Source organism: Weissella sp. ESL1156 (assembly GCF_058505625.1).
In genome coordinates this window covers 635,808-656,760 of record NZ_CP196372.1, presented here as the reverse complement: position 1 = coordinate 656,760, position 20,953 = coordinate 635,808, and the positions used below count along the sequence as shown (strand labels likewise).

Annotated in this window: 17 protein-coding genes, 7 tRNA genes and 3 rRNA genes; 26 read left to right on the top strand and 1 reads right to left on the bottom strand. The window is 39.7% G+C overall.

The window, feature by feature from the left end:
• The first annotated feature begins 409 nt into the window (after positions 1–409).
• The 14 genes from ACSKY2_RS03270 to ACSKY2_RS03205 all read left to right on the top strand — a co-directional run bounded on the left by ACSKY2_RS03270 (position 410) and on the right by ACSKY2_RS03205 (position 8,778).
• Positions 410–1,984, top strand: a 16S ribosomal RNA gene (locus ACSKY2_RS03270).
• A 70-nt stretch (positions 1,985–2,054) separates the two neighbouring features.
• Positions 2,055–2,127: transfer RNA gene (locus ACSKY2_RS03265), tRNA-Ala, on the top strand.
• Between the two features lie 202 nt (positions 2,128–2,329).
• Positions 2,330–5,245 (top strand): 23S ribosomal RNA (locus ACSKY2_RS03260).
• A 74-nt stretch (positions 5,246–5,319) separates the two neighbouring features.
• A 5S ribosomal RNA gene (rrf, locus tag ACSKY2_RS03255) occupies positions 5,320–5,436 on the top strand.
• Together the 16S, 23S and 5S rRNA genes with 7 tRNA genes alongside form the textbook arrangement of a ribosomal RNA operon.
• 4 nt (positions 5,437–5,440) lie before the next feature.
• Positions 5,441–5,513 (top strand) — tRNA-Val (locus ACSKY2_RS03250).
• A gap of 2 nt (positions 5,514–5,515) precedes the next feature.
• A tRNA-Lys gene (locus ACSKY2_RS03245) sits at positions 5,516–5,588 on the top strand.
• A 9-nt stretch (positions 5,589–5,597) separates the two neighbouring features.
• Positions 5,598–5,671 (top strand) — tRNA-Arg (locus ACSKY2_RS03240).
• 44 nt (positions 5,672–5,715) lie between these two features.
• Positions 5,716–5,789: transfer RNA gene (locus ACSKY2_RS03235), tRNA-Pro, on the top strand.
• An 8-nt stretch (positions 5,790–5,797) separates the two neighbouring features.
• A tRNA-Met gene (locus ACSKY2_RS03230) sits at positions 5,798–5,871 on the top strand.
• Positions 5,872–5,881: 10 nt separating this feature from the next.
• A tRNA-Gly gene (locus tag ACSKY2_RS03225) sits at positions 5,882–5,953 on the top strand.
• Between the two features lie 170 nt (positions 5,954–6,123).
• A complete protein-coding gene (locus ACSKY2_RS03220; RefSeq protein WP_489841132.1) occupies positions 6,124–6,753 on the top strand; it encodes an HAD family hydrolase in 630 nt (209 codons plus the stop codon).
• A gap of 51 nt (positions 6,754–6,804) precedes the next feature.
• Positions 6,805–7,641 (top strand): glutamate racemase, encoded by an 837-nt coding sequence (murI, locus tag ACSKY2_RS03215; protein ID WP_489878132.1) that lies wholly within the window; start codon positions 6,805–6,807, stop codon positions 7,639–7,641.
• A gap of 16 nt (positions 7,642–7,657) precedes the next feature.
• On the top strand, positions 7,658–8,254 hold the full coding sequence (locus ACSKY2_RS03210; RefSeq protein WP_489878131.1) for an XTP/dITP diphosphatase: 597 nt from the start codon (positions 7,658–7,660) through the stop codon (positions 8,252–8,254).
• Entirely contained in the window at positions 8,254–8,778 is a 525-nt protein-coding gene (locus ACSKY2_RS03205) for a YfcE family phosphodiesterase (RefSeq protein ID WP_489841135.1), read from the top strand. Before ACSKY2_RS03210 ends, ACSKY2_RS03205 begins: the two co-directional genes overlap by 1 nt.
• A gap of 141 nt (positions 8,779–8,919) precedes the next feature.
• On the opposite strand, the gene ACSKY2_RS03200 is transcribed toward ACSKY2_RS03205, so the two are convergent.
• Positions 8,920–9,531 (bottom strand): DsbA family protein, encoded by a 612-nt coding sequence (locus ACSKY2_RS03200; protein ID WP_489878130.1) that lies wholly within the window; start codon positions 9,529–9,531, stop codon positions 8,920–8,922.
• Positions 9,532–9,903: 372 nt separating this feature from the next.
• Here ACSKY2_RS03200 and ACSKY2_RS03195 point away from each other — a divergent pair, with 372 nt between their 5' ends.
• The 12 genes from ACSKY2_RS03195 (at position 9,904) to ribF (ending at position 20,951) form a co-directional block, all read left to right on the top strand.
• On the top strand, positions 9,904–10,518 hold the full coding sequence (locus tag ACSKY2_RS03195) for a GTP pyrophosphokinase (RefSeq protein ID WP_489878129.1): 615 nt from the start codon (positions 9,904–9,906) through the stop codon (positions 10,516–10,518).
• Between the two features lie 23 nt (positions 10,519–10,541).
• A complete protein-coding gene (locus ACSKY2_RS03190; RefSeq protein ID WP_489841138.1) occupies positions 10,542–11,360 on the top strand; it encodes an NAD kinase in 819 nt (272 codons plus the stop codon).
• Complete coding sequence (locus ACSKY2_RS03185; RefSeq protein ID WP_489841139.1) at positions 11,361–12,278, top strand: RluA family pseudouridine synthase; 918 nt, start codon at positions 11,361–11,363, stop codon at positions 12,276–12,278.
• A 23-nt stretch (positions 12,279–12,301) separates the two neighbouring features.
• Entirely contained in the window at positions 12,302–13,687 is a 1,386-nt protein-coding gene (gene mgtE, locus ACSKY2_RS03180) for a magnesium transporter (protein WP_489878128.1), read from the top strand.
• A gap of 158 nt (positions 13,688–13,845) precedes the next feature.
• The gene (locus ACSKY2_RS03175) at positions 13,846–14,532 is read left to right on the top strand and encodes a ribosome maturation factor (protein ID WP_489878127.1); all 687 of its coding nucleotides are present in this window, start codon (positions 13,846–13,848) and stop codon (positions 14,530–14,532) included.
• Positions 14,533–14,550: 18 nt separating this feature from the next.
• Positions 14,551–15,684, top strand: a complete 1,134-nt coding sequence (gene nusA / locus ACSKY2_RS03170; RefSeq protein WP_489841142.1) for a transcription termination factor NusA — start codon at positions 14,551–14,553, stop codon at positions 15,682–15,684.
• Between the two features lie 12 nt (positions 15,685–15,696).
• A complete protein-coding gene (rnpM, locus tag ACSKY2_RS03165) occupies positions 15,697–15,996 on the top strand; it encodes an RNase P modulator RnpM (protein WP_489841143.1) in 300 nt (99 codons plus the stop codon).
• Positions 15,986–16,291 (top strand): L7Ae/L30e/S12e/Gadd45 family ribosomal protein, encoded by a 306-nt coding sequence (locus ACSKY2_RS03160; protein ID WP_489841144.1) that lies wholly within the window; start codon positions 15,986–15,988, stop codon positions 16,289–16,291. The genes rnpM and ACSKY2_RS03160 overlap by 11 nt, the downstream gene beginning before the upstream one ends.
• Before the next feature lie 11 nt (positions 16,292–16,302).
• Positions 16,303–18,519 carry a translation initiation factor IF-2 gene (gene infB, locus ACSKY2_RS03155; RefSeq protein WP_489878126.1) on the top strand — a complete coding sequence of 739 codons (2,217 nt, stop codon included), beginning with the start codon at positions 16,303–16,305 and terminating at the stop codon, positions 18,517–18,519.
• A gap of 42 nt (positions 18,520–18,561) precedes the next feature.
• Complete coding sequence (gene rbfA, locus ACSKY2_RS03150) at positions 18,562–18,915, top strand: 30S ribosome-binding factor RbfA (protein WP_489841146.1); 354 nt, start codon at positions 18,562–18,564, stop codon at positions 18,913–18,915.
• Positions 18,916–19,023: 108 nt separating this feature from the next.
• A complete protein-coding gene (gene truB, locus ACSKY2_RS03145) occupies positions 19,024–19,935 on the top strand; it encodes a tRNA pseudouridine(55) synthase TruB (RefSeq protein WP_489841147.1) in 912 nt (303 codons plus the stop codon).
• Positions 19,936–20,000: 65 nt separating this feature from the next.
• Positions 20,001–20,951 carry a riboflavin biosynthesis protein RibF gene (gene ribF, locus ACSKY2_RS03140; RefSeq protein ID WP_489878228.1) on the top strand — a complete coding sequence of 317 codons (951 nt, stop codon included), beginning with the start codon at positions 20,001–20,003 and terminating at the stop codon, positions 20,949–20,951.
• Positions 20,952–20,953 lie beyond the last annotated feature (2 nt).

Below are 20,953 nucleotides of genomic sequence, written 5' to 3'. Positions count from 1 at the left end.
CTAATGGTTAAATTAGTAGTTTTTTAATGATATGATTATTAGTGTTATTTGAAATAATATGATCTTATCGAATTTTATATTTACAGTTATTATCAACTGACCATTGACTTTGTTACTAAACATGTGTATTATAAATCGAGTTGGCAACAATATAATGGAAACATATTTGTTAATAAGTTTTATATAAAAAATTGTTGACAAATTGGTATGTTGTCTGTAATATAGATTAGGTTGTCAGTAAGATAACGAAATGTTGATCATTGAAAACTGAATATCGTTTCGATGAAACAAATGTGTAGGGTCATCAAGCAATTTGCCTGATACAAAAACATTTGCGAAGTCAATTCGCTAATAAATTCGTTTAACTTCTGTTAAACAAATAACAACAATTGAGTGATACTCAAACCTTTAAAATGAGAGTTTGATCCTGGCTCAGGATGAACGCTGGCGGCGTGCCTAATACATGCAAGTCGAACGCTTTGTTTTTAAATGAAATGACGAGCTTGCTCAGATTTGATTTTATCTGACAAAGAGTGGCGAACGGGTGAGTAACACGTGGGTAACCTACCTCTTAGCAGGGGATAACATTTGGAAACAAGTGCTAATACCGTATAATACCAACAACCGCATGGTTGTTGGTTGAAAGATGGTTCTGCTATCACTAAGAGATGGACCCGCGGTGCATTAGCTAGTTGGTAAGGTAAAGGCTTACCAAGGCCATGATGCATAGCCGAGTTGAGAGACTGATCGGCCACAATGGGACTGAGACACGGCCCATACTCCTACGGGAGGCAGCAGTAGGGAATCTTCCACAATGGGCGCAAGCCTGATGGAGCAACGCCGCGTGTGTGATGAAGGGTTTCGGCTCGTAAAACACTGTTATAAGAGAAGAACGGCACTGAGAGTAACTGTTCAGTGTGTGACGGTATCTTACCAGAAAGGAACGGCTAAATACGTGCCAGCAGCCGCGGTAATACGTATGTTCCAAGCGTTATCCGGATTTATTGGGCGTAAAGCGAGCGCAGACGGTTATTTAAGTCTGAAGTGAAAGCCCTCAGCTCAACTGAGGAATGGCTTTGGAAACTGGATGACTTGAGTGCAGTAGAGGAAAGTGGAACTCCATGTGTAGCGGTGAAATGCGTAGATATATGGAAGAACACCAGTGGCGAAGGCGGCTTTCTGGACTGTAACTGACGTTGAGGCTCGAAAGTGTGGGTAGCAAACAGGATTAGATACCCTGGTAGTCCACACCGTAAACGATGAGTGCTAGATGTTCGAGGGTTTCCGCCCTTGAGTGTCGCAGCTAACGCATTAAGCACTCCGCCTGGGGAGTACGACCGCAAGGTTGAAACTCAAAGGAATTGACGGGGACCCGCACAAGCGGTGGAGCATGTGGTTTAATTCGAAGCAACGCGAAGAACCTTACCAGGTCTTGACATCCCTTGCTAATCCTAGAAATAGGACGTTCCCTTCGGGGACAAGGTGACAGGTGGTGCATGGTTGTCGTCAGCTCGTGTCGTGAGATGTTGGGTTAAGTCCCGCAACGAGCGCAACCCTTATTATTAGTTGCCAGCATTCAGTTGGGCACTCTAGTGAGACTGCCGGTGACAAACCGGAGGAAGGTGGGGATGACGTCAAATCATCATGCCCCTTATGACCTGGGCTACACACGTGCTACAATGGCATATACAACGAGTCGCCAACCCGCGAGGGTGCGCTAATCTCTTAAAGTATGTCTCAGTTCGGATTGTAGGCTGCAACTCGCCTACATGAAGTCGGAATCGCTAGTAATCGCGGATCAGCACGCCGCGGTGAATACGTTCCCGGGTCTTGTACACACCGCCCGTCACACCATGAGAGTTTGTAACACCCAAAGCCGGTGGGGTAACCTTTTAGGAGCCAGCCGTCTAAGGTGGGACAGATGATTAGGGTGAAGTCGTAACAAGGTAGCCGTAGGAGAACCTGCGGCTGGATCACCTCCTTTCTAAGGAAAATCGGAAACCTACACAGTCAACGAAACGATATTTAGTTTTGAGTGGTTAACATTCAAATATGGGGAATTAGCTCAGCTGGGAGAGCGCCTGCTTTGCAAGCAGGAGGTCATCGGTTCGATCCCGATATTCTCCATCGCAACCAAACGGTTGCTTATTAGTTCTTTGAAAACTGAATCATAATTGTAAATTTTTAAATTCATTTCAATTGATATTAATCAATTAAATTGAGCCGAAAAAATACACCGCGTAATTTTTTGAGTTTTTTAAATCAGTTTAAAATCGCTTGTGACCATTGAGTCACAATACTCAAACGAAATCATCAACGAGAGTTGATCGGTTAAGTTATTAAGGGCGCATGGTGAATGCCTTGGCACTAGGAGCCGATGAAGGACGGGACTAACACCGATATGCCTCGGGGAGCTGTAAGTAAGCTATGATCCGGGGATTTCCGAATGGGGGAACCCAACTTGTGATGCAAGTTATCGTTCAATGAATACATAGTTGAACGAAGGTAGACGTTGTGAACTGAAACATCTCATTAGCAACAGGAGAAGAAAGAAAAATCGATTCCGTCAGTAGCGGCGAGCGAACGCGGAGGAGCCCAAACCAGTGTGCTTGCACACTGGGGTTGTAGGACTACCGTTGTGGAGTTACAAATTTGTTTATTAGCAGAAGCAGCTGGGAAGCTGAGCGAAACAGGGTGATAGCCCCGTATGCGAAAGTAAGCAAACTCCCGTGTAGGATCCTGAGTACGGCCGGACACGTGAAATCCGGTCGGAAACTGCGAGGACCATCTCGTAAGGCTAAATACTCCCTAGTGACCGATAGTGAACCAGTACCGTGAGGGAAAGGTGAAAAGCACCCCGGAAGGGGAGTGAAAAAGTTCCTGAAACCATGTGCCTACAACAAGTTAGAGCCCGTTAATGGGTGATAGCGTGCCTTTTGTAGAATGAACCGGCGAGTTACGATAACATGCAAGGTTAAGGTGGAAAGACCGGAGCCGTAGCGAAAGCGAGTCTGAAATGGGCGTTCGAGTATGTTGTTGTAGACCCGAAACCAGGTGACCTACCCATGTCCAGGGTGAAGGTGCGGTAAAACGCACTGGAGGCCCGAACCCGTACATGTTGAAAAATGTTGGGATGAGGTGTGGGTAGCGGTGAAATTCCAATCGAACTTGGAGATAGCTGGTTCTCTCCGAAATAGCTTTAGGGCTAGCCTCGGAAGATAGCGTGTTGGAGGTAGAGCACTGTTTTGGTGCGGGGCCCATCTCGGGTTACTAAATTAAGATAAACTCCGAATGCCAATCACGTATGTCCGGGAGTCAGACAGTGAGTGATAAGATCCATTGTCGAAAGGGGAACAGCCCAGATCGTCAGTTAAGGTCCCTAAGTGTGTGTTAAGTGGAAAAGGATGTGAAGTTGCATAGACAACTAGGATGTTGGCTCAGAAGCAGCCACCATTTAAAGAGTGCGTAATAGCTCACTAGTCGAGTGATTCTGCGCCGAAAATGTACCGGGGCTAAACACACCACCGAAACTACGGGTGCCACATCAGTGGCGCGATAGGAGAGCGTTCTAAGGGCGATGAAGTCAGACCGTGAGGACTGGTGGAGCGCTTAGAAGTGAGAATGCCGGTATGAGTAGCGAAAGACAGGTGAGAATCCTGTCCACCGTATGACTAAGGTTTCCTGGGGAAGGCTCGTCCTCCCAGGGTTAGTCGGGACCTAAGGCGAGGCCGAAAGGCGTAGTCGATGGCTAACAGGTTGAGATTCCTGTACCAGGTGAACATGTTTGAACAATGGAGGGACGCAGAAGGCTAACAGAACCCAGCAGTTGGAAAAGCTGGGTCAAGCAATGAGTCTGAGAGTGAGTCAAATGCTTGCTGTCATAAGGATAAGTTGTGATGAGGACCGAAATCAAGTAGGGAAGTCTGTGATGTCACGCTGCCGAGAAAAGCTTCTAGTTAGTGTTTACCTGCCCGTACCGCAAACCGACACAGGTAGTCGAGGAGAGCATCCTAAGGTGAGCGAGTGAACTCTCGTTAAGGAACTCGGCAAAATGACCCCGTAACTTCGGGAGAAGGGGTGCTCAGCGCAAGCTGAGCCGCAGTGAATAGGCCCAGGCGACTGTTTATCAAAAACACAGGTTTCTGCAAAATCGTAAGATGACGTATAGGGGCTGACGCCTGCCCGGTGCTGGAAGGTTAAAAGGAGTGCTTAGCTTCGGCGAAGGTACGAATTGAAGCCCCAGTAAACGGCGGCCGTAACTATAACGGTCCTAAGGTAGCGAAATTCCTTGTCGGGTAAGTTCCGACCCGCACGAAAGGCGTAACGATCTGGGCGCTGTCTCAACGAGAGACTCGGTGAAATTTAAAGACCCGTGAAGATGCGGGTTACCCGCGACAGGACGGAAAGACCCCATGGAGCTTTACTGTAGCTTGATATTGAGTGTTTGTGCAGCTTGTACAGCATAGGTAGGAGCCGTAGAAATCGGGACGCTAGTTTCGATGGAGGCAAACGTGGGATACTACCCTCGTTGTATGAACACTCTAACTCACACCACTAAGCGTGGTGGAAGACAGTGTCTGGCAGGCAGTTTGACTGGGGCGGTCGCCTCCTAAAAGGTAACGGAGGCGCCCAAAGGTTCCCTCAGAATGGTTGGAAATCATTCGCAGAGTGTAAAGGCACAAGGGAGCTTGACTGTGAGACTTACCAGTCGAGCAGGTACGAAAGTAGGGCTTAGTGATCCGGTGGTTCCGCATGGAAGGGCCATCGCTCAACGGACAAAAGCTACCCTGGGGATAACAGGCTTATCTCCCCCAAGAGTCCACATCGACGGGGAGGTTTGGCACCTCGATGTCGGCTCATCGCATCCTGGGGCTGTAGTCGGTCCCAAGGGTTGGGCTGTTCGCCCATTAAAGCGGTACGCGAGCTGGGTTCAGAACGTCGTGAGACAGTTCGGTCCCTATCCGTCGCGGGCGTAGGAAATTTGAGAGGAGCTGCCCTTAGTACGAGAGGACCGGGGTGGACGTACCACTGGTGTATCAGTTGTTCCGCCAGGAGCATCGCTGAGTAGCTATGTACGGATGAGATAAACGCTGAAAGCATCTAAGTGTGAAACTCGCCTCGAGATGAGATTTCCCATTCAGTAATGAAGTAAGACCCCTCAAAGATGATGAGGTAGATAGGCTAGAAGTGGACGTGCGGTGACGCATGGAGCGGACTAGTACTAATGGTTCGAGGACTTAACCAAGTAGCAAGTGGTGTAAGGCAAAAAAGTAATTATGATTCAGTTTTGAGGGAACTAAGTTCACTCAATTAGAAACGTGTCGTGATGATGGCACTGAGGTCACACCTGTTCCCATACCGAACACAGCAGTTAAGCTCAGTTACGCCGAAAGTAGTTGGAGGATCGCCTCCTGCGAGGATAGGACATTGCGATGCATATGGACGTTTAGCTCAGCTGGGAGAGCACCTGCCTTACAAGCAGGGGGTCACAGGTTCGAACCCTGTAACGTCCATTGGGTCGTTAGCTCAGTTGGCAGAGCAGTGGACTTTTAATCCATGGGTCCTGGGTTCGAGCCCCAGACGACCCATTTTAATATGCACCTATAGCGCAACTGGATAGAGTGTCTGACTACGAATCAGAAGGTTGAAGGTTCGAATCCTTCTAGGTGCATTGCAAATAATGATTTGCTTTTTAGTATTGTTTAGTCATATATTCGGGACGTAGCTCAGTTTGGTAGAGCACCTGGTTTGGGACCAGGGGGTCGCAGGTTCGAATCCTGTCGTCCCGATATTAGTTCGCGGTGTAGCTCAGCTGGCTAGAGCGTCCGGTTCATACCCGGGAGGTCGAGGGTTCGATTCCCCCCGCCGCGATTATTCTTATGCGGATGTAGTACAATGGCTAGTGCTCCAGCCTTCCAAGCTGGGAATGCGGGTTCGATTCCCGTCGTCCGCTTTATTTAAGCTAAAGTCTCTAAAATCCTCTTGAAAAAGAAGGACTTTGGGGACTTTTTATTATCTATAATTAATATTTGCATTTAATACTGTGAGTGATTAATGAGAGTGGATGCGTGAAATTTATGAGTGTTATATAATGGGTGATATAAATCTTTTTAGGGGAAAATTATGAAGACGATTATATTTGATGTAGATGGTACTTTATTAAGTACAGAAAGTATGTATATGCAGTCGTTGATTCAAACATTTCGGGATAGAGGTATTGAAAAATCTTATGAAGATGTCTACAAAATTTTTGGATTACCCTCACTTGATGGTCTGATTAAATTGGGAGTTGAAAATCCCAAAGAAATGCAACTAGCTTGGCAAAGTCATTATCATGATTTTTGGCATGAAGTGAAATTGTTTGACGGTGTGACACAAATGCTTTCACAATTGCAATCAAAAGGTATATCATTGGGAATTGTTACTTCAAATACACCGGCTGAATTTAAAAATCATAGTAAAAATTTTGATTTTGTAAAATATTTTAGCGACTTTGTATTTGCAGGGGACACACCACTAATGAAACCAGCAGCAGATCCTATCTTAAAATCCTTGATGAACTTAAATACAAGTGCAGATGCGGCAATGTATATTGGTGATTCTGTTCATGACATGCAAGCGGCACATAATGCAGCAGTTAAATTCGGTATGGCGGCTTGGGGTGTTCGAGATGAATCAGTTTTCAATAATCAAGCGGATGTTATTTTTAGAACACCAACTGAATTAGCATCGTATGTATTAGATCAAAAATAAATGAGTTATTAGTTTAAAATTTATATTAAGATTTCGAAAGAAGTGATAATAATGGATAATCGTGCAATAGGATATTTAGATTCAGGTATAGGTGGATTGTCTGTTGTTAAACAAGCGTTGAAAGATTTACCGAATGAGCAAGTTTATTATATTGGTGATACTGCTCGTATGCCATATGGCACTCGGCAACCTGAAGAAGTTAAAAAATTGACATGGCAACTAGTGAATTTTCTAATGAGTAAAGATATTAAATTATTGGTGATTGCTTGTAACACGGCTACAGCAGCAGCTTTAGATGATCTTACCCAAAAGTTAACAATACCGGTTATTGGTGTGATCCAGCCTGGTGTTGATGCAGCAAGTCAAGCGACAACGACAAATAAAATTGGTGTTATTGCAACACAAGGAACAGTAAACTCACTGGCTTATTATCAGGGAATTAAAAAAATCAACTCCCATTATCAGGTGTTACAATTAGCTGCACCAACGCTTGTAAAACTTGCTGAAAATCCAGTAGCTGATGAACAACTAATGCAACAAACAGTGACACAAATTTTAAAACCAATAAAGAATAGTGATATTGATACCCTGGTTTTGGGATGTACACACTTTCCATTACTGTCCCATTATATTCAACAAGCGCTTGCTTCTAATATCAAAATAATTGATGCAGGTGCTTCGGCAGTGACTGTTGTCAAACACACTTTAAATGAAATGCATTTGAATCATGAAATAACGACAGCACCATCAAAAAAAAACGATGAGTATTTTACGACGGGAAATTCAGATATTTTTAATGAATTAGCTCAGTCTTGGTTAGGCGTTTCTAATTTAAATGTGAAGCATTTAAATATTAAAGATAATCAACTAGTAAATGAAAGTGAATAAGAAATGTAGGTGGCAAATGACTAAATTAATTTTTGCATCAAAAAATAAGGGTAAAATTCGCGAATTTCGTGATTTCTTAAAGCCATTTGGGGTGGAGGTCATTTCACTAAATGATTTAGATAACGTACCAGTAATTGATGAAAATGGTTTGGATTTTTCAGATAACGCAACAATTAAAGCAAAGGTAATTTCAGATGCTTACCAGCTACCAGTGGTTGCAGATGATTCTGGTTTGAGTGTAGACGCCTTGCATGGCGCACCAGGTGTTCACTCTGCAAGATATGCGGGAGATCATGATGATTTAGCAAATAATAACAAATTATTGAAAGAATTGGTAAATGTTGCTGCACCAGATAGAACAGCGACATTCCATACAGTTATTGTTGGCTTAAAGCCTAATGGTGAAAAGATTATGGCTGATGGTGAGGTTCATGGTCATATTTTGTTTGAACCACAAGGAGATGATGGGTTTGGTTATGATCCATTATTTTACTATGATCCGTATGGCAAAACCTTTGCTGAATTGACGCCTGTAGAAAAAAATGCAATTTCACATCGTGGTAATGCATTAAGAAAATTTATGACGCTTTTTAAAGAATGGTGGGAGGACTAATGATGGATTATTTGATTATATCTGATGCACATGGTGATCGTAAAATTTTATCTGATATTGTTGCACATTATAAGGGACATGTTCGTGCAATGTTTTACAATGGTGATTCTGAGTTACAACGTTCTGATGAACTATTTGATACGTTATTGCCTGTTATTGGCAATATGGATGACGACCCAATGTTCCCTGATGATCGCAATTATGAAGATGAAATAATTAAGGTATACCAAACACATGGTCATCTTGTACACACTGAAGTTTCACTAAATCAATTAAGAGAAGTTGTTTCACAAAAGGATGTTGATATTGTGACATCTGGTCATACACATGTATTAGGTGCAGAAATGATCGATAGTAAACTATTTATTAATCCTGGATCGATATCCTTACCAAAAGGGCCTTATGCCTATTTGAAGGGAACGTATGCGATTTTATCAGTGACTCCTGAAAAGTTTTCTGTTCAGTTTTATACACGCAATATGCAGCCTGTAGCGGGGTTGAAATTTGAGTTTTCACGTAAATAAGTGGTATAAAGAACCATTTGAAGCCACTTGTAACATTATTTCAGTTCAGCTTCAACTTTTTAGAGCATAGTTAAAGGTCGTGAATCTACCAGATCAAAAGTGGTTAGATTCACGGCCTTTGTTGGGTATAACAAATTTTTATTAGTTACTACCTTCCTCATAATCAATCAAATGAAGTTTTGAGTTAACAGAATGTTGTTCGGATTGATTAAATATAGTTGTCAGATTTTTTTCTGTAAAATCTGCTGTTTGCAAAGCATAGTTGCCTTGACTGGAATTATAGACGACCATTGTTGGATAACGTACCACTGACATTTCTGTTGCCATGTTTTGGTCATCTTTGAGTGAAGACAAAGTTAAGCTAGTATTATAATCTTCTAAAAAGAGATTAACGTCTAAATTAAGTTTTGAAATAGTGGCTAACACTAAGTCTTTGGAATAAGGGATATTCGCCAAAAGCTGTTCTTGCATATTCAAAAAGAACATTCTAGCAGCTTTTCTACCTTGAGATTGAATAGCCTTTGTATCCAGCGCTAACTGTGAAATACTGGTTGCGACTGTTGTATAGTCCATATCAATATGATAATCATTTTTTAATTCATGATACGTATTTCTAACAGATTGCATGGTTACAACTGGGATCATACGATAAGAAACAAATTTTTTCATTTGTTTAAAGTAATCAGTCACTTTTTTTTCTGACACGATACTTTCGGTCGAAAGTGGCGTGACGAAGTGGTACACTTCTAACATAACAAGCGACAACCTCCAAAAAAACATTTTTATACATACCAGTTAATGGTACGCCACTATAATTGATGTGTCTATATGTGTTTATTCTTATAACAAAATCAAGGATAACCCTTTTAACAAAAAATTGCTTAATTAAAGTTTTTAATATGGATTAATTCTTAAATAAGGCTGGAAAGAAATTCATAGTAATTGTAAAATTAAAGCATTGTGTTGTTTGTTATATCAAGCTAACTTGATTATATAATTTTTACGCGTATGACAACAATTTTTTGCTTGTCGACGGTATGCTAATGTTGGCGTGTTGTGGATGATGCAATGATTAAACACAGAAGAACTATTTATATGTAAAAATTTGTTTTTTGGGGGATCAAGATGACACATAATGAGTGGGAAAAACTGCTACAACCTTATGTTCAAACAGTTGATGAATTAAAGGTTAAATTACGTGGGATGCGTCCAGAATTTGAATTGTTGGGTGTACAAACACCTGTTGAATTTGTTACCGGTCGAGTAAAAACAATTCCAGCAATTGAAGAAAAATTGACTCGACGTCATATTAGTTTAGATCGAATCGAACAAGATATGGAAGATCTGGCAGGTGTTCGTATTATGACGCAGTTTACTGAAGATATTTACAAAGTCGTTGATATACTACGACAACGTAAGGATATGGTCATTCTAGAGGAACGTGATTACGTAACAAATGAAAAGCCATCTGGTTACCGGTCGTATCATATTGTTATTGAATATCCTGTACAATTAATTGACGGTGAAAAAAAGGTATTAGCTGAAATTCAAGTCCGGACGATGCAAATGAATGTTTGGGCAACAATTGAACACGCAATTAATTATAAATTCGATGGTGAATACACCGCTGAAATGAAGGAAAAATTGAAAAATGCAGCAGCATTGAGTATTAAAGTCGATGAGTTGTTTTCGGAGTTACATAGTGGTTTGGTTGAAAAAGCAAAAGTTGACGACAATTAGAAAAGAAAAAGGAAGGCCATCAGATGAAAATTGCTGTGTATAGTAATAATGTGCCACATTCTCGCGCTGTCGTATCCTTATTAAAAGAGAAGTTAATTGCTCGTAGCAATGGTCACGTAATATTTGATAATGAGCATCCGGAAGTTGTGATTACAGTTGGTGGGGATGGTACATTACTTGGTGCTTTTCATCATTATACAAATCAATTAGCTAAAATCCGCTTTATTGGTGTTCATACTGGTCATCTTGGATTTTATGCGGATTGGCAGTACTTTGAACTCGATGAGTTGGTGGAAAGTTTAGTCAATTCAGAAACGACTGCTCGCACTGTTAAGTATCCGCTCTTAGATGTGAAAATACATTATACGGATGGACATGAAGAAAATGTTTTGGCATTAAACGAAGCAGCTATAAAACGACCATTAGGGACGTTGGTTGCAGATGTATATATTCAAAATGAACTATTTGAACGATTTAGGGGCGATGGGTTAACGGCATCTACGCCTACGGGCTCAACAGCCTATAATAAAGCGATTGGTGGTGCAGTTATGCATCCAAGTTTACAAGCTATCCAATTGGCAGAAATTGCATCTATTAATAGCCGTGTATTTCGTACCTTAGGATCACCATTGATTATTGGTAATCATGAAGTTATCAAAATACAATTGGAAAATGATGGGTCTGCAGTGACGTTTAGTTATGATCATTTAAATAAAATTTCTTCTAATATTGATTGGATTTCATTTAAAGTGTCAGAACAAAAAATTCAATTTGCAGAGTATCGTCATATGCATTTTTGGCATCGTGTGCAAACAAGCTTTATAGGTACGGAGGTAAGATAGTTGGCGCATTTTAGTTGGAAAAATCAAAGTGACGATACCTTACGTATCAAATCATTTTTAGCGCAACGTGGTGTTTCACATCGTATGTTTGCAATTATTAAACGCGGTGGGGGTCAAGTCCTTTTGAATCGAAAACCAGTTAGAACTTTGGATGATGTTCATCCAGGGGATTTGGTTGAAGTTAACATGCCACCAGAACAGTCAAATGCAGTTGTTGCAGCATCAAATCTGCCAATTACGATTCTATATGAAGATGAAAACTGGTTGGTTGTTGATAAAGAGGCTGGAATAACTTCTGTACCCGGTAAAGCTGATCGTGAAACAACCATGGTTAATCGTGTAAAAGGGTACTTGATATCAGAAGGAGCAACGGATTTGGTACCACATGTTGTGACACGCTTAGACCGCTTTACGTCAGGAGTTGCTTTATTGGCCAAGCATCGCTTTGCACATGGCCTATTAGATAAGCAATTACAAACACATACCGTTGATAAGCGATATTACGCAATTGTTGATGGTATTGTTGCGGATGATCATGGTATGATTGATGCACCGATTGGTCGTAAAGATGGCGATTTTATTCGTCGTGAGGTGCGTGACGATGGTCGACCTTCTCGAACCGAATTTTGGGTCGTGAAACGTATGTCAAATCAAACCTTAGTGAGAGTGCAATTACATACTGGTCGTACGCATCAAATCAGAGTTCATTTTAGTCATATCGGTCATCCTTTGATTGGTGATGAAATCTATGGGGGACCTTTAGATCGAGGCATGACACGTCAGGCTTTACATGCCTATTGGTTAGAATTTTATGATCCATTTGCGGAAACGAAAAGGCATATTGAAAGTCCTTTACCGGAAGATTTAAAGCAAATCCTAGATGATAATATAATTGGACTTGCCAAAAATAAACTGTAGATAAATATTTTGGTGTAGTAAAAATGAAAGAAAATTTGCAAGAAATGACTGATGAGATGCGAGATGAGTTATCAGATCAAGCGCACCATTTAGTTTTTTATATCGAAAATAATGAAAAAAATGCTTTCTTAGACGGTTTTGATGAATTACATACGTATGATCAAGCAATTTTCTATGTTTCATTAACCACCCAATTAAGACGACAAATTATTGATTGGCTAAAACCGGTAGAATTAGCAGATATTTTCGATGAAATTGATCCTGAAGATGTTGATTTTAATGATTTATTGTCGGAAATGTCACCGCATTATGCTGCTGAGATGTTAGCAGAAATGTATACTGACAATGCTGTTGATTTAATGTCGGATTTAGATGCCAAACATCTGGCATTATATTTGTCATTGATGCCTGCCAAAAGTTCTGAGGAAATTAAACGTTTCCTGAAATATGAGGATGATACTGCTGGTTCTTTGATGAGTACGGAATTCATTGCTATTAACCAACAATTAACAATTGGCGAGGCAATGATTGCTGTGAAGCAAGCTGCTCAAGAAGCAGAACAAATTAATTATATTTATATTAACGATAATGATGGATTGTTAGTTGGTGTCATCTCACTGAAGTCTCTAATTATTTGGCCAGATGCTGCTAAGGTATCTGAAGTGATGGATACGAATTTAATTACTGTGAATCCAAGTGATGATCAAGAAGAAGTTGCTAAAATTATGGCTGATTATAATTTCGTTTCGATTCCAGTTGTGGCTAAACAGCAGATGATCGGTATGATTACAGTTGATGATATTGTTGATGTTATCGATGCAGAAGCAGCCGAGGACTATTCAAGACTGGCTGGTGTCGACGTTGTTACATTGGAAGATAATCCAATGAAGTCAGCGTTAAAGCGTTTGCCATGGTTAATTGGACTAATCTTTTTAGGTATGGGGACAGCCTCCGTCATTGATGGCTATGATTATTTAGTTGCGCAGACATCGATTTTGGCAGTGTTTATTTCGCTGATTACTGGAACTGCTGGTAATGCAGGAACCCAATCATTAGCGGTAGCTGTCAGACGAATTGCTTTACAAGAGAAAAAGTCAGTTGCAAAATCCTTGTTGGTAGAAATTTTAATTGGTGCCATGATTGGTATTTTAGCTGGTATAACTATTTTTCTTGTTATTTTAATCTGGAAGAAAAATTTATTGTTAGGTATTGCGGTTGGTGTCGCGATGGCTGTTGCGATACTAGTAGCCAATGTTGCAGGGGCATTTATCCCATTGATTATGGATCGAATGGGTGTAGATCCTGCGGTTGCATCAGGTCCCTTTATTTCAACATTATCTGATTTAACTTCAGTTATTATTTATTTTAATGTTGCGAAATTTTTTATTAATCATTTTGCCATGCATTGAGATTGAATGGGTGTCTTCACTTGCTTACATTGGTAATTCGTGATAGTATAAATAATGTTAATGAATATGCTCTTAATTGAGTGGCCGGATTTTTCTCGGCCGCTCATTTTTTTCAGGAATTTATTAAATAAATACCATTGTATGGAGGGAGGTTTAGAATGGCAAAAGTTATAGAAGATGTTCAAGCAATTTTAAAACCGGTATTAGATACGCAAGGTTTTGATTTATGGGATGTTCTCTATGAAAAACAAGATAGTGATTTTGTTCTTCGTGTGCTTGTTGACCGTGTTGATGGTGAAATTAATATGGATGATCTGGTCATGTTAACTGAAATTATTAGTAACGAATTGGATAAAATTACACCGGATCCTTTCCCACAAGCATATCTTCTTGATGTTTCATCTCCTGGTGCTGACAGATTATTAAAGGAATCACAAAACTTTAAATGGGCTCTTGGAAAGTTTATTGAAGTAACCTTACAGCAACCAGTTGCTGACTTAGATCAATTTGTTGGTCAATTGGTTTCAATTGTAGATAATAAACTAACAATAGATGTACCAGTAAAGACAAAACACCAATTAATTGAAATTAACCTTAAAAATGTGAAAGAGGCAAAATTATCAGTTAATCAAGATCGCATTTTATCTACGGATGAAGATTATGAATGGGCCCTTCATAAATTGGTACATGTTTCAACCTATCAAAAAATTAATGGGTATAAGGAATTCTCAGGTGAGTTAAATGATGTCACATCAGAAGAATTAGTTATAACCAGTGAATCAGATGAAAAATTGATAATCCCTCGTCGTATGGTAGCACAAGCACGACAATCAAATGATTTTTAATAATATGGAGAAACAATAATGAGTAAGGAATTAGTATCAGCCCTTGATGCATTAGAAGAAGAAAAGGGTATTAAAGCAGAAGTCTTAATCGCTGCTCTTGAAGAGGCTCTTAAAAAGGCCTATGAAAAAAATTATGATGAGTCACAAAACGTTGACGTCCAATTTGATAAGAAAAAGGGTAGTATTAAAGTTTATGCAGTTAAAACAGTTGTCGAAGATGTTGATGAACCATATGAACAAATTAGCTTAGAAGAGGCGCTTGAATTAAATAAAGCCTATGAAATTGGTGATGAAATTCGTTTTGAGGTAACACCAAAGGATTTTGGACGGTTGGCTGCGCAAACTGCTAAGCAAATTATTATGCAAAAAGTGCGTGAAGCTGAACGTGGTGTTGTCTATGATAATTTTGTTGGTTATGAAGATGAAATTGTTACGGGAGAAGTTGAACGTGAAGATTCAAGATACTTGTATATCATCTTACCTGGTAACCAAATGGCAGCAATGAAACCAAATGATCAAATGCCTAGTGAAACATATCGTATGGGTGATAAAATAAAGGTTTTGGTTTCACAAGTTCAAAACGAACAAAAAGGACCGCAAGTCTTTGTGTCACGTACACATCCGGATTTGGTTAAACGCTTATTTGAGGCGGAAGTACCTGAAGTATTTGATGGTACTGTAGAAATCAAATCAATTGCTCGTGAAGCAGGTGATCGTTCAAAAATAGCAGTTTATTCCCATAACGAAAACCTTGATGCTGTTGGGACAATGGTCGGTCAACGTGGTGCACGTGTACAAACTGTTGTTACTGAATTATCAGGTGAAAATATGGATATTGTTGAATGGACAGAAGATCCAGCGGAATTCATAAAAAATTCTCTAAATCCAGCTGAAGTTGTTGAAGTTATTTTTGATCCAAATAATGATCGTGCAGCAACAGTATTGGTTCCTGATTATCAATTGTCGTTAGCAATTGGTAAACGTGGTCAAAATGCACGTTTGGCAGCACGTTTAACTGGTTTTAAGATTGATATTAAGCCAGAATCAGCACGTGAAGAAGTTGTTGCTGAATTAGCAGCACGTGAATCAATGTCAGAAAATGACGCAGTAACAGATGAAACAGTAACATTTGAAGATCATTCTGAAGAATAGGAGGTAACGCTCATGAAACCACGTAAGATTCCAATGCGTAAAGACATTGTTACCGGAGAAATGGTACCAAAAAAGGAACTTGTTCGTATTGTTCGGACGCCAGAGGGTGAAGTTATCTTGGATCCAACAAACCGAGCAAATGGTCGTGGTGCGTACATCTCTCTATCCGTTGATGTGGCAGAATCTGCCAAAGAAAAACGTATTTTTGATAAAGTATTCGCAATAAAACTTGATGATCAGTTTTATGATGATTTAATAGCATATGTTGATCATCAAGCAGCACGTAAGGAGCTTTTTGGGGATGCAAAATAAACAAAAATTATTAAACTTATTAGGACTTGCTAGACGTGCAGGAAAATTAATCACAGGTGAAGCATTAGTTTTAAATGCTATTCGTTCTGGCAAAGTGAGTTTAGTTTTTTTTGCATCCGATGGTGGTCAGACCAGTAAAAAAAAGTTTATGGATAAAACAACCAGTTATAGAGTTGCACTTTCTATGGATTTAACACGTCAAGAATTAGCAGATGCAACTGGATTAGCACGGACAGTTATTGGTGTTGCTGATCGTGGATTTGCTAAAAAAATGCAAGAATACTTAGATAATTAGGAGGAAGTTATATGACCAAGCGAGTATATGAGTTGGCTAAAGATTTAAACATTTCATCAAAGGATCTAGTGTCAATTGCAATTAAAGCAAACATGCCAGTAAAAAACCATATGTCTACATTAGATGATAAGGCAGTTAAAACTTTGACAAATACAATAAAAAATAATAAACAATCAGCAAAGCCAGCTGAAAAAAAGGCTGTAAAGAAAGACGTTAATCATAAGAAAAATGAGAAACACACTGAGGGTCAAGCGTCTCATTCACAGCGTCAAAAGACAAATGCACAACACCAAAACACGAATAATAAAGAGAGTAATGGTGGTCACGATAACCACAGTTCACAAAATAAGAACCGCCGTTTTAATAACAACGGAAATAACCGTAATAACCGTCGCGGTAAAAAGGGACCTGGTCGGAATCGTAACAATAATGAGCACCGTCCAGCACCAACAGTGCGTAAAGACCAACCATTACCAGAAACATTAGTTTATTCTATTGGTATGAATGTACAAGATATTGCAAAATTGATTCATCGTGATGCAACAGAAATTATTAAAAAATTATTTATGTTGGGAATCATGGTTAATCAAAATCAATCATTGGATGCTGATACGATTGAACTTTTAGCAGCTGATTATGGGATTAATGCTGAACAAAAAGTTGAAGTTGACATTGCCGATTTAGATAAATTCTTTGAAGATAACGAGGATGATAGTGAAAACATGGCGCCTCGTGCACCTGTCGTAACAATTATGGGACACGTTGATCATGGAAAGACAACCTTGCTGGATTATTTGCGTAATTCACATGTTACGGAAGGTGAAGCTGGTGGTATTACACAGCATATTGGTGCCTACCAAACAAAGCTAAATAATCGACTTGTTACCTTCTTAGATACACCTGGTCACGCGGCCTTTACAGCGATGCGTGCTCGTGGGGCAGATATTACAGATATTACTGTTTTAGTTGTTGCTGCTGATGATGGGGTTATGCCACAAACAGTAGAAGCGATTAATCACGCAAAGGCTGCTGGGACACCAATTATTGTTGCTGTTAATAAGATTGATAAGCCAGGAGCAAATCCAGAAAATGTCATCAATCAATTAATGCAATATGGATTAGTACCGGAAGAGTTCGGTGGTGATACCATTTTTGTTAATATTTCAGCAAAGTTTGGTCAAAATATTGATGAACTATTAGAAATGATTCTATTAACAGCTGATGTGTTGGAATTAAAGGCAAATCCAAACAAACGTGCAGCTGGTTCAGTTGTTGAGGCCCGTCTTGATAAAGGTCGTGGAACAGTCGCAACTGTTTTGGTACAACAAGGAACAATGCACGTTGGGGATCCAATTGTTGTCGGAAACACGTATGGTCGTGTTCGTACAATGACTAATGATCGTGGACGTCGGGTTAAAGAAGCTTTGCCTTCTACACCAGTTGAAATTACTGGCTTAAATGAAGTACCATCTGCTGGGGATCGATTTGTTGTCTTTGAGGATGAAAAGACAGCTCGTGCAGCTGGGGAAGAACGTGCAAAGCGTGCGGTTATTGCTGAAAGAAATCGTAATAATATTGTTTCGGTTTCAGACCTATTTAACAAAATGGCCGAAAAACAAATGAAATCAGTACCTGTTATTATCAAGGCGGATGTTCAAGGTTCTGTTGAAGCGTTAGCTGGTTCATTTAGAAAAATTGATGTTGAAGGTGTTAAAGTTGATATCATTCATACTGCCGTCGGTGCGATTAACGAATCTGATGTGACTCTTGCTGAAGCCTCAGGTGCAATTATTATTGGTTTTAATGTTCGTCCAACACCACAAGCAAAGCAACAAGCTGACACAGATAAAGTGGAAATTCGTCTACACAGTGTGATTTACAATGCAATTGATGAAATTGAAGCAGCAATGAAGGGACAACTAGATCCTGAATTCGAGGAAAAGGTTGTTGGAACTGCAGAAGTTCGTGATTTGTTTAAGGTATCGAAGGTTGGTACTATTGTTGGTGGTATGGTTATGTCAGGTAAAATTACTAGCAACGCATCTGTACGCTTGATTCGTGATGGTATTGTTATTTTTGATGGTAAAATTGGCTCATTACGTCGTTATAAAGATGATGTCAAAGAAGTTAAAAACGGTTATGATTTCGGACTAACGATTGAAAAGTACAATGATGAAAAGGTTGGCGATGTCATTGAGGCTTATGAAATGGTTGAAATGCCACGCTAAAATTTTTATTAGTCGTATAATCATTGATAGGAGGAAACTAATATGGCACAACAAAATTTTCGAGTTGGTCGACTAGAGCAAGAGATTCAGCGAGAAATTAATGATCTATTGCTTAAGCGCATTCGTGATCCACGTATTGAAGGGGTAACAGTAACTGGTGTGGAAGTAACTGGCGATTTGCAACAAGCTAAGATATATTACAGTGTGTTGTCTGAATTGGCTTCTGTTAATAAAAAGGCTGCAGATGGACTAGATGCAGCGACTGGATTGATTCGTAAAGAATTAGGTTCACGGTTACGTATTTACAAAACACCTGAATTAAAATTTGTTAAAGATGAGTCGATTCAATATGGTAATAAAATTGATGATTTAATACGTCAATTACATAAAGACTAGTATAATTTATCAATAATCATTAATGGAAGGGCCTTTCTTTACCAGTATATTTTGGTACGAAAGACCTTTTTATATACATATCTAAAATAAAAATCAAAGGTGAACAATATGGACGGAATTTTACCAATTTATAAAACGGCAGGGATGACTTCGCATGATGTTGTTTTTAAGTTACGACGCATTTTAAAAATGAAAAAAATAGGCCATGCTGGGACACTTGATCCAAATGTTGATGGTGTATTGCCAGTTGCACTTGGCAAAGCAACTAAAACTATTGAATTTTTGCAGGAAACTGGTAAAACGTACACAGGCGCGATTACTTTTGGTATAGCGACAACGACTGAAGATATGGATGGTAATATCATTGATACTCAAAAGATTGAACAACCATTTACCATCAGTCAAATTAATCAGGCGATGCAGTCGTTGATTGGCGATATCATTCAGATACCGCCAATGTACTCGGCTGTCAAAGTTAATGGGCGACGATTATATGACTATGCTCGTGCTGGTGAGACTGTTGAGCGACCAAAAAGGGAAGCGACTATTTATGACTTTAAAATGACAAGTAATCCGATATTTAATGAGGCAGAGGGAACGCAAACATGTCAATTTATTGCAAAAGTATCTAAAGGAACATATATTAGAACGCTAGCTTTCGATTTAGGAAAAAAGTTAAATGTACCGTCGGTTATGAGCCAGTTAACCAGAGTTAGCGCAGGTGGTTATGACCTCACTGAGGCACATACTTTGAATGATATTGCGGAGCGATTCGAACAGGAAGGTTCATTGGGAGAATGGTTACAACCATTAGCAACAGCGGTGAAACAATACCCACATATCGAATTGCAAGCTAGCCAATGGGAAAAGGTGAAACATGGTGTTGGTCAACCGGCTAGTTTATTAGAACCAGTTCAGGATAAAATTGTGTTGACGTATCATGGTGATATCAAATCAGTTTTTTCATGGCGAGATGATAAGCAACAATATCGTGCCTATCGCACATTTTCAATTGAATAAATCACGCAGTTTTCACGTATGTTATGATTGAAACACTGACTATAAAGAAAAGAAGGACTTAAATGATGGAAGTTATTTATTTACACCATCCATACGAGCCAACGCAAATCAAGAGTGACCCAATTGTTTTAGCAATGGGATTTTTTGATGGTGTCCATGCAGGACATCGGATGGTCATAAAACGAGCAGCTGCAGAGGCCCATAAGCGAGGAATCAAGCTAGCTGTGCTGACATATGATCACCATCCATCGATTGCATTTAAAACGTACGTTAAACCATTAACTTATTTAACAACTTTACCAAGAAAACTAGAATTATTAACAGAGCTTGGTGTGGACCTAACATATGTCGTTAATTTCACTTCAGAATTCGCACAATTAGCACCACAACAGTTTGTTGATCAATATATAGTTGCTTTACACGCCGTTGCAGTCGTTGCTGGATTTGACCATACTTATGGTCCTAAAGATGCAGACATGAAACATTTACCAATATATGCTAATAACAACTTTGATGTTATTGAAGTGAAACAAGTTAATGTTGATGGTTTTGAAAGTGCATCTACAAGAGCACGTCAAATGGTTGATGAAGGACGTATGGATGAATTGCGTCACATATTAGTACAATCATACGAGACAACCGGTTTAGTCGTTCATGGTGAGGCTAGGGGACGTGAATTAGGTTATCCAACAGCGAATATTGAAACGACACCAGGTGAAAGGTTGCCGGGTATTGGTATTTACGTGGTTGAAATGAAAATTGGCACACACTGGTACCCTGGTATGGCTTCAATAGGTTATAATGTGACATTTGGGAATAATCGTCCAAAGACAGTAGAGATTAATTTATTTAACTTTCATCGCATCATCTACGGTGAAAATGTTCATATCAGATGGCATCATTATTTACGTGGTGAAGTCAAATTTGTGAATCGACAAGCATTGATCGATCAACTAGCGGAAGATGAACGACAAGCAAAGCAATTTTTACTTACTTCACTGAAAGGAGATGATTAAAA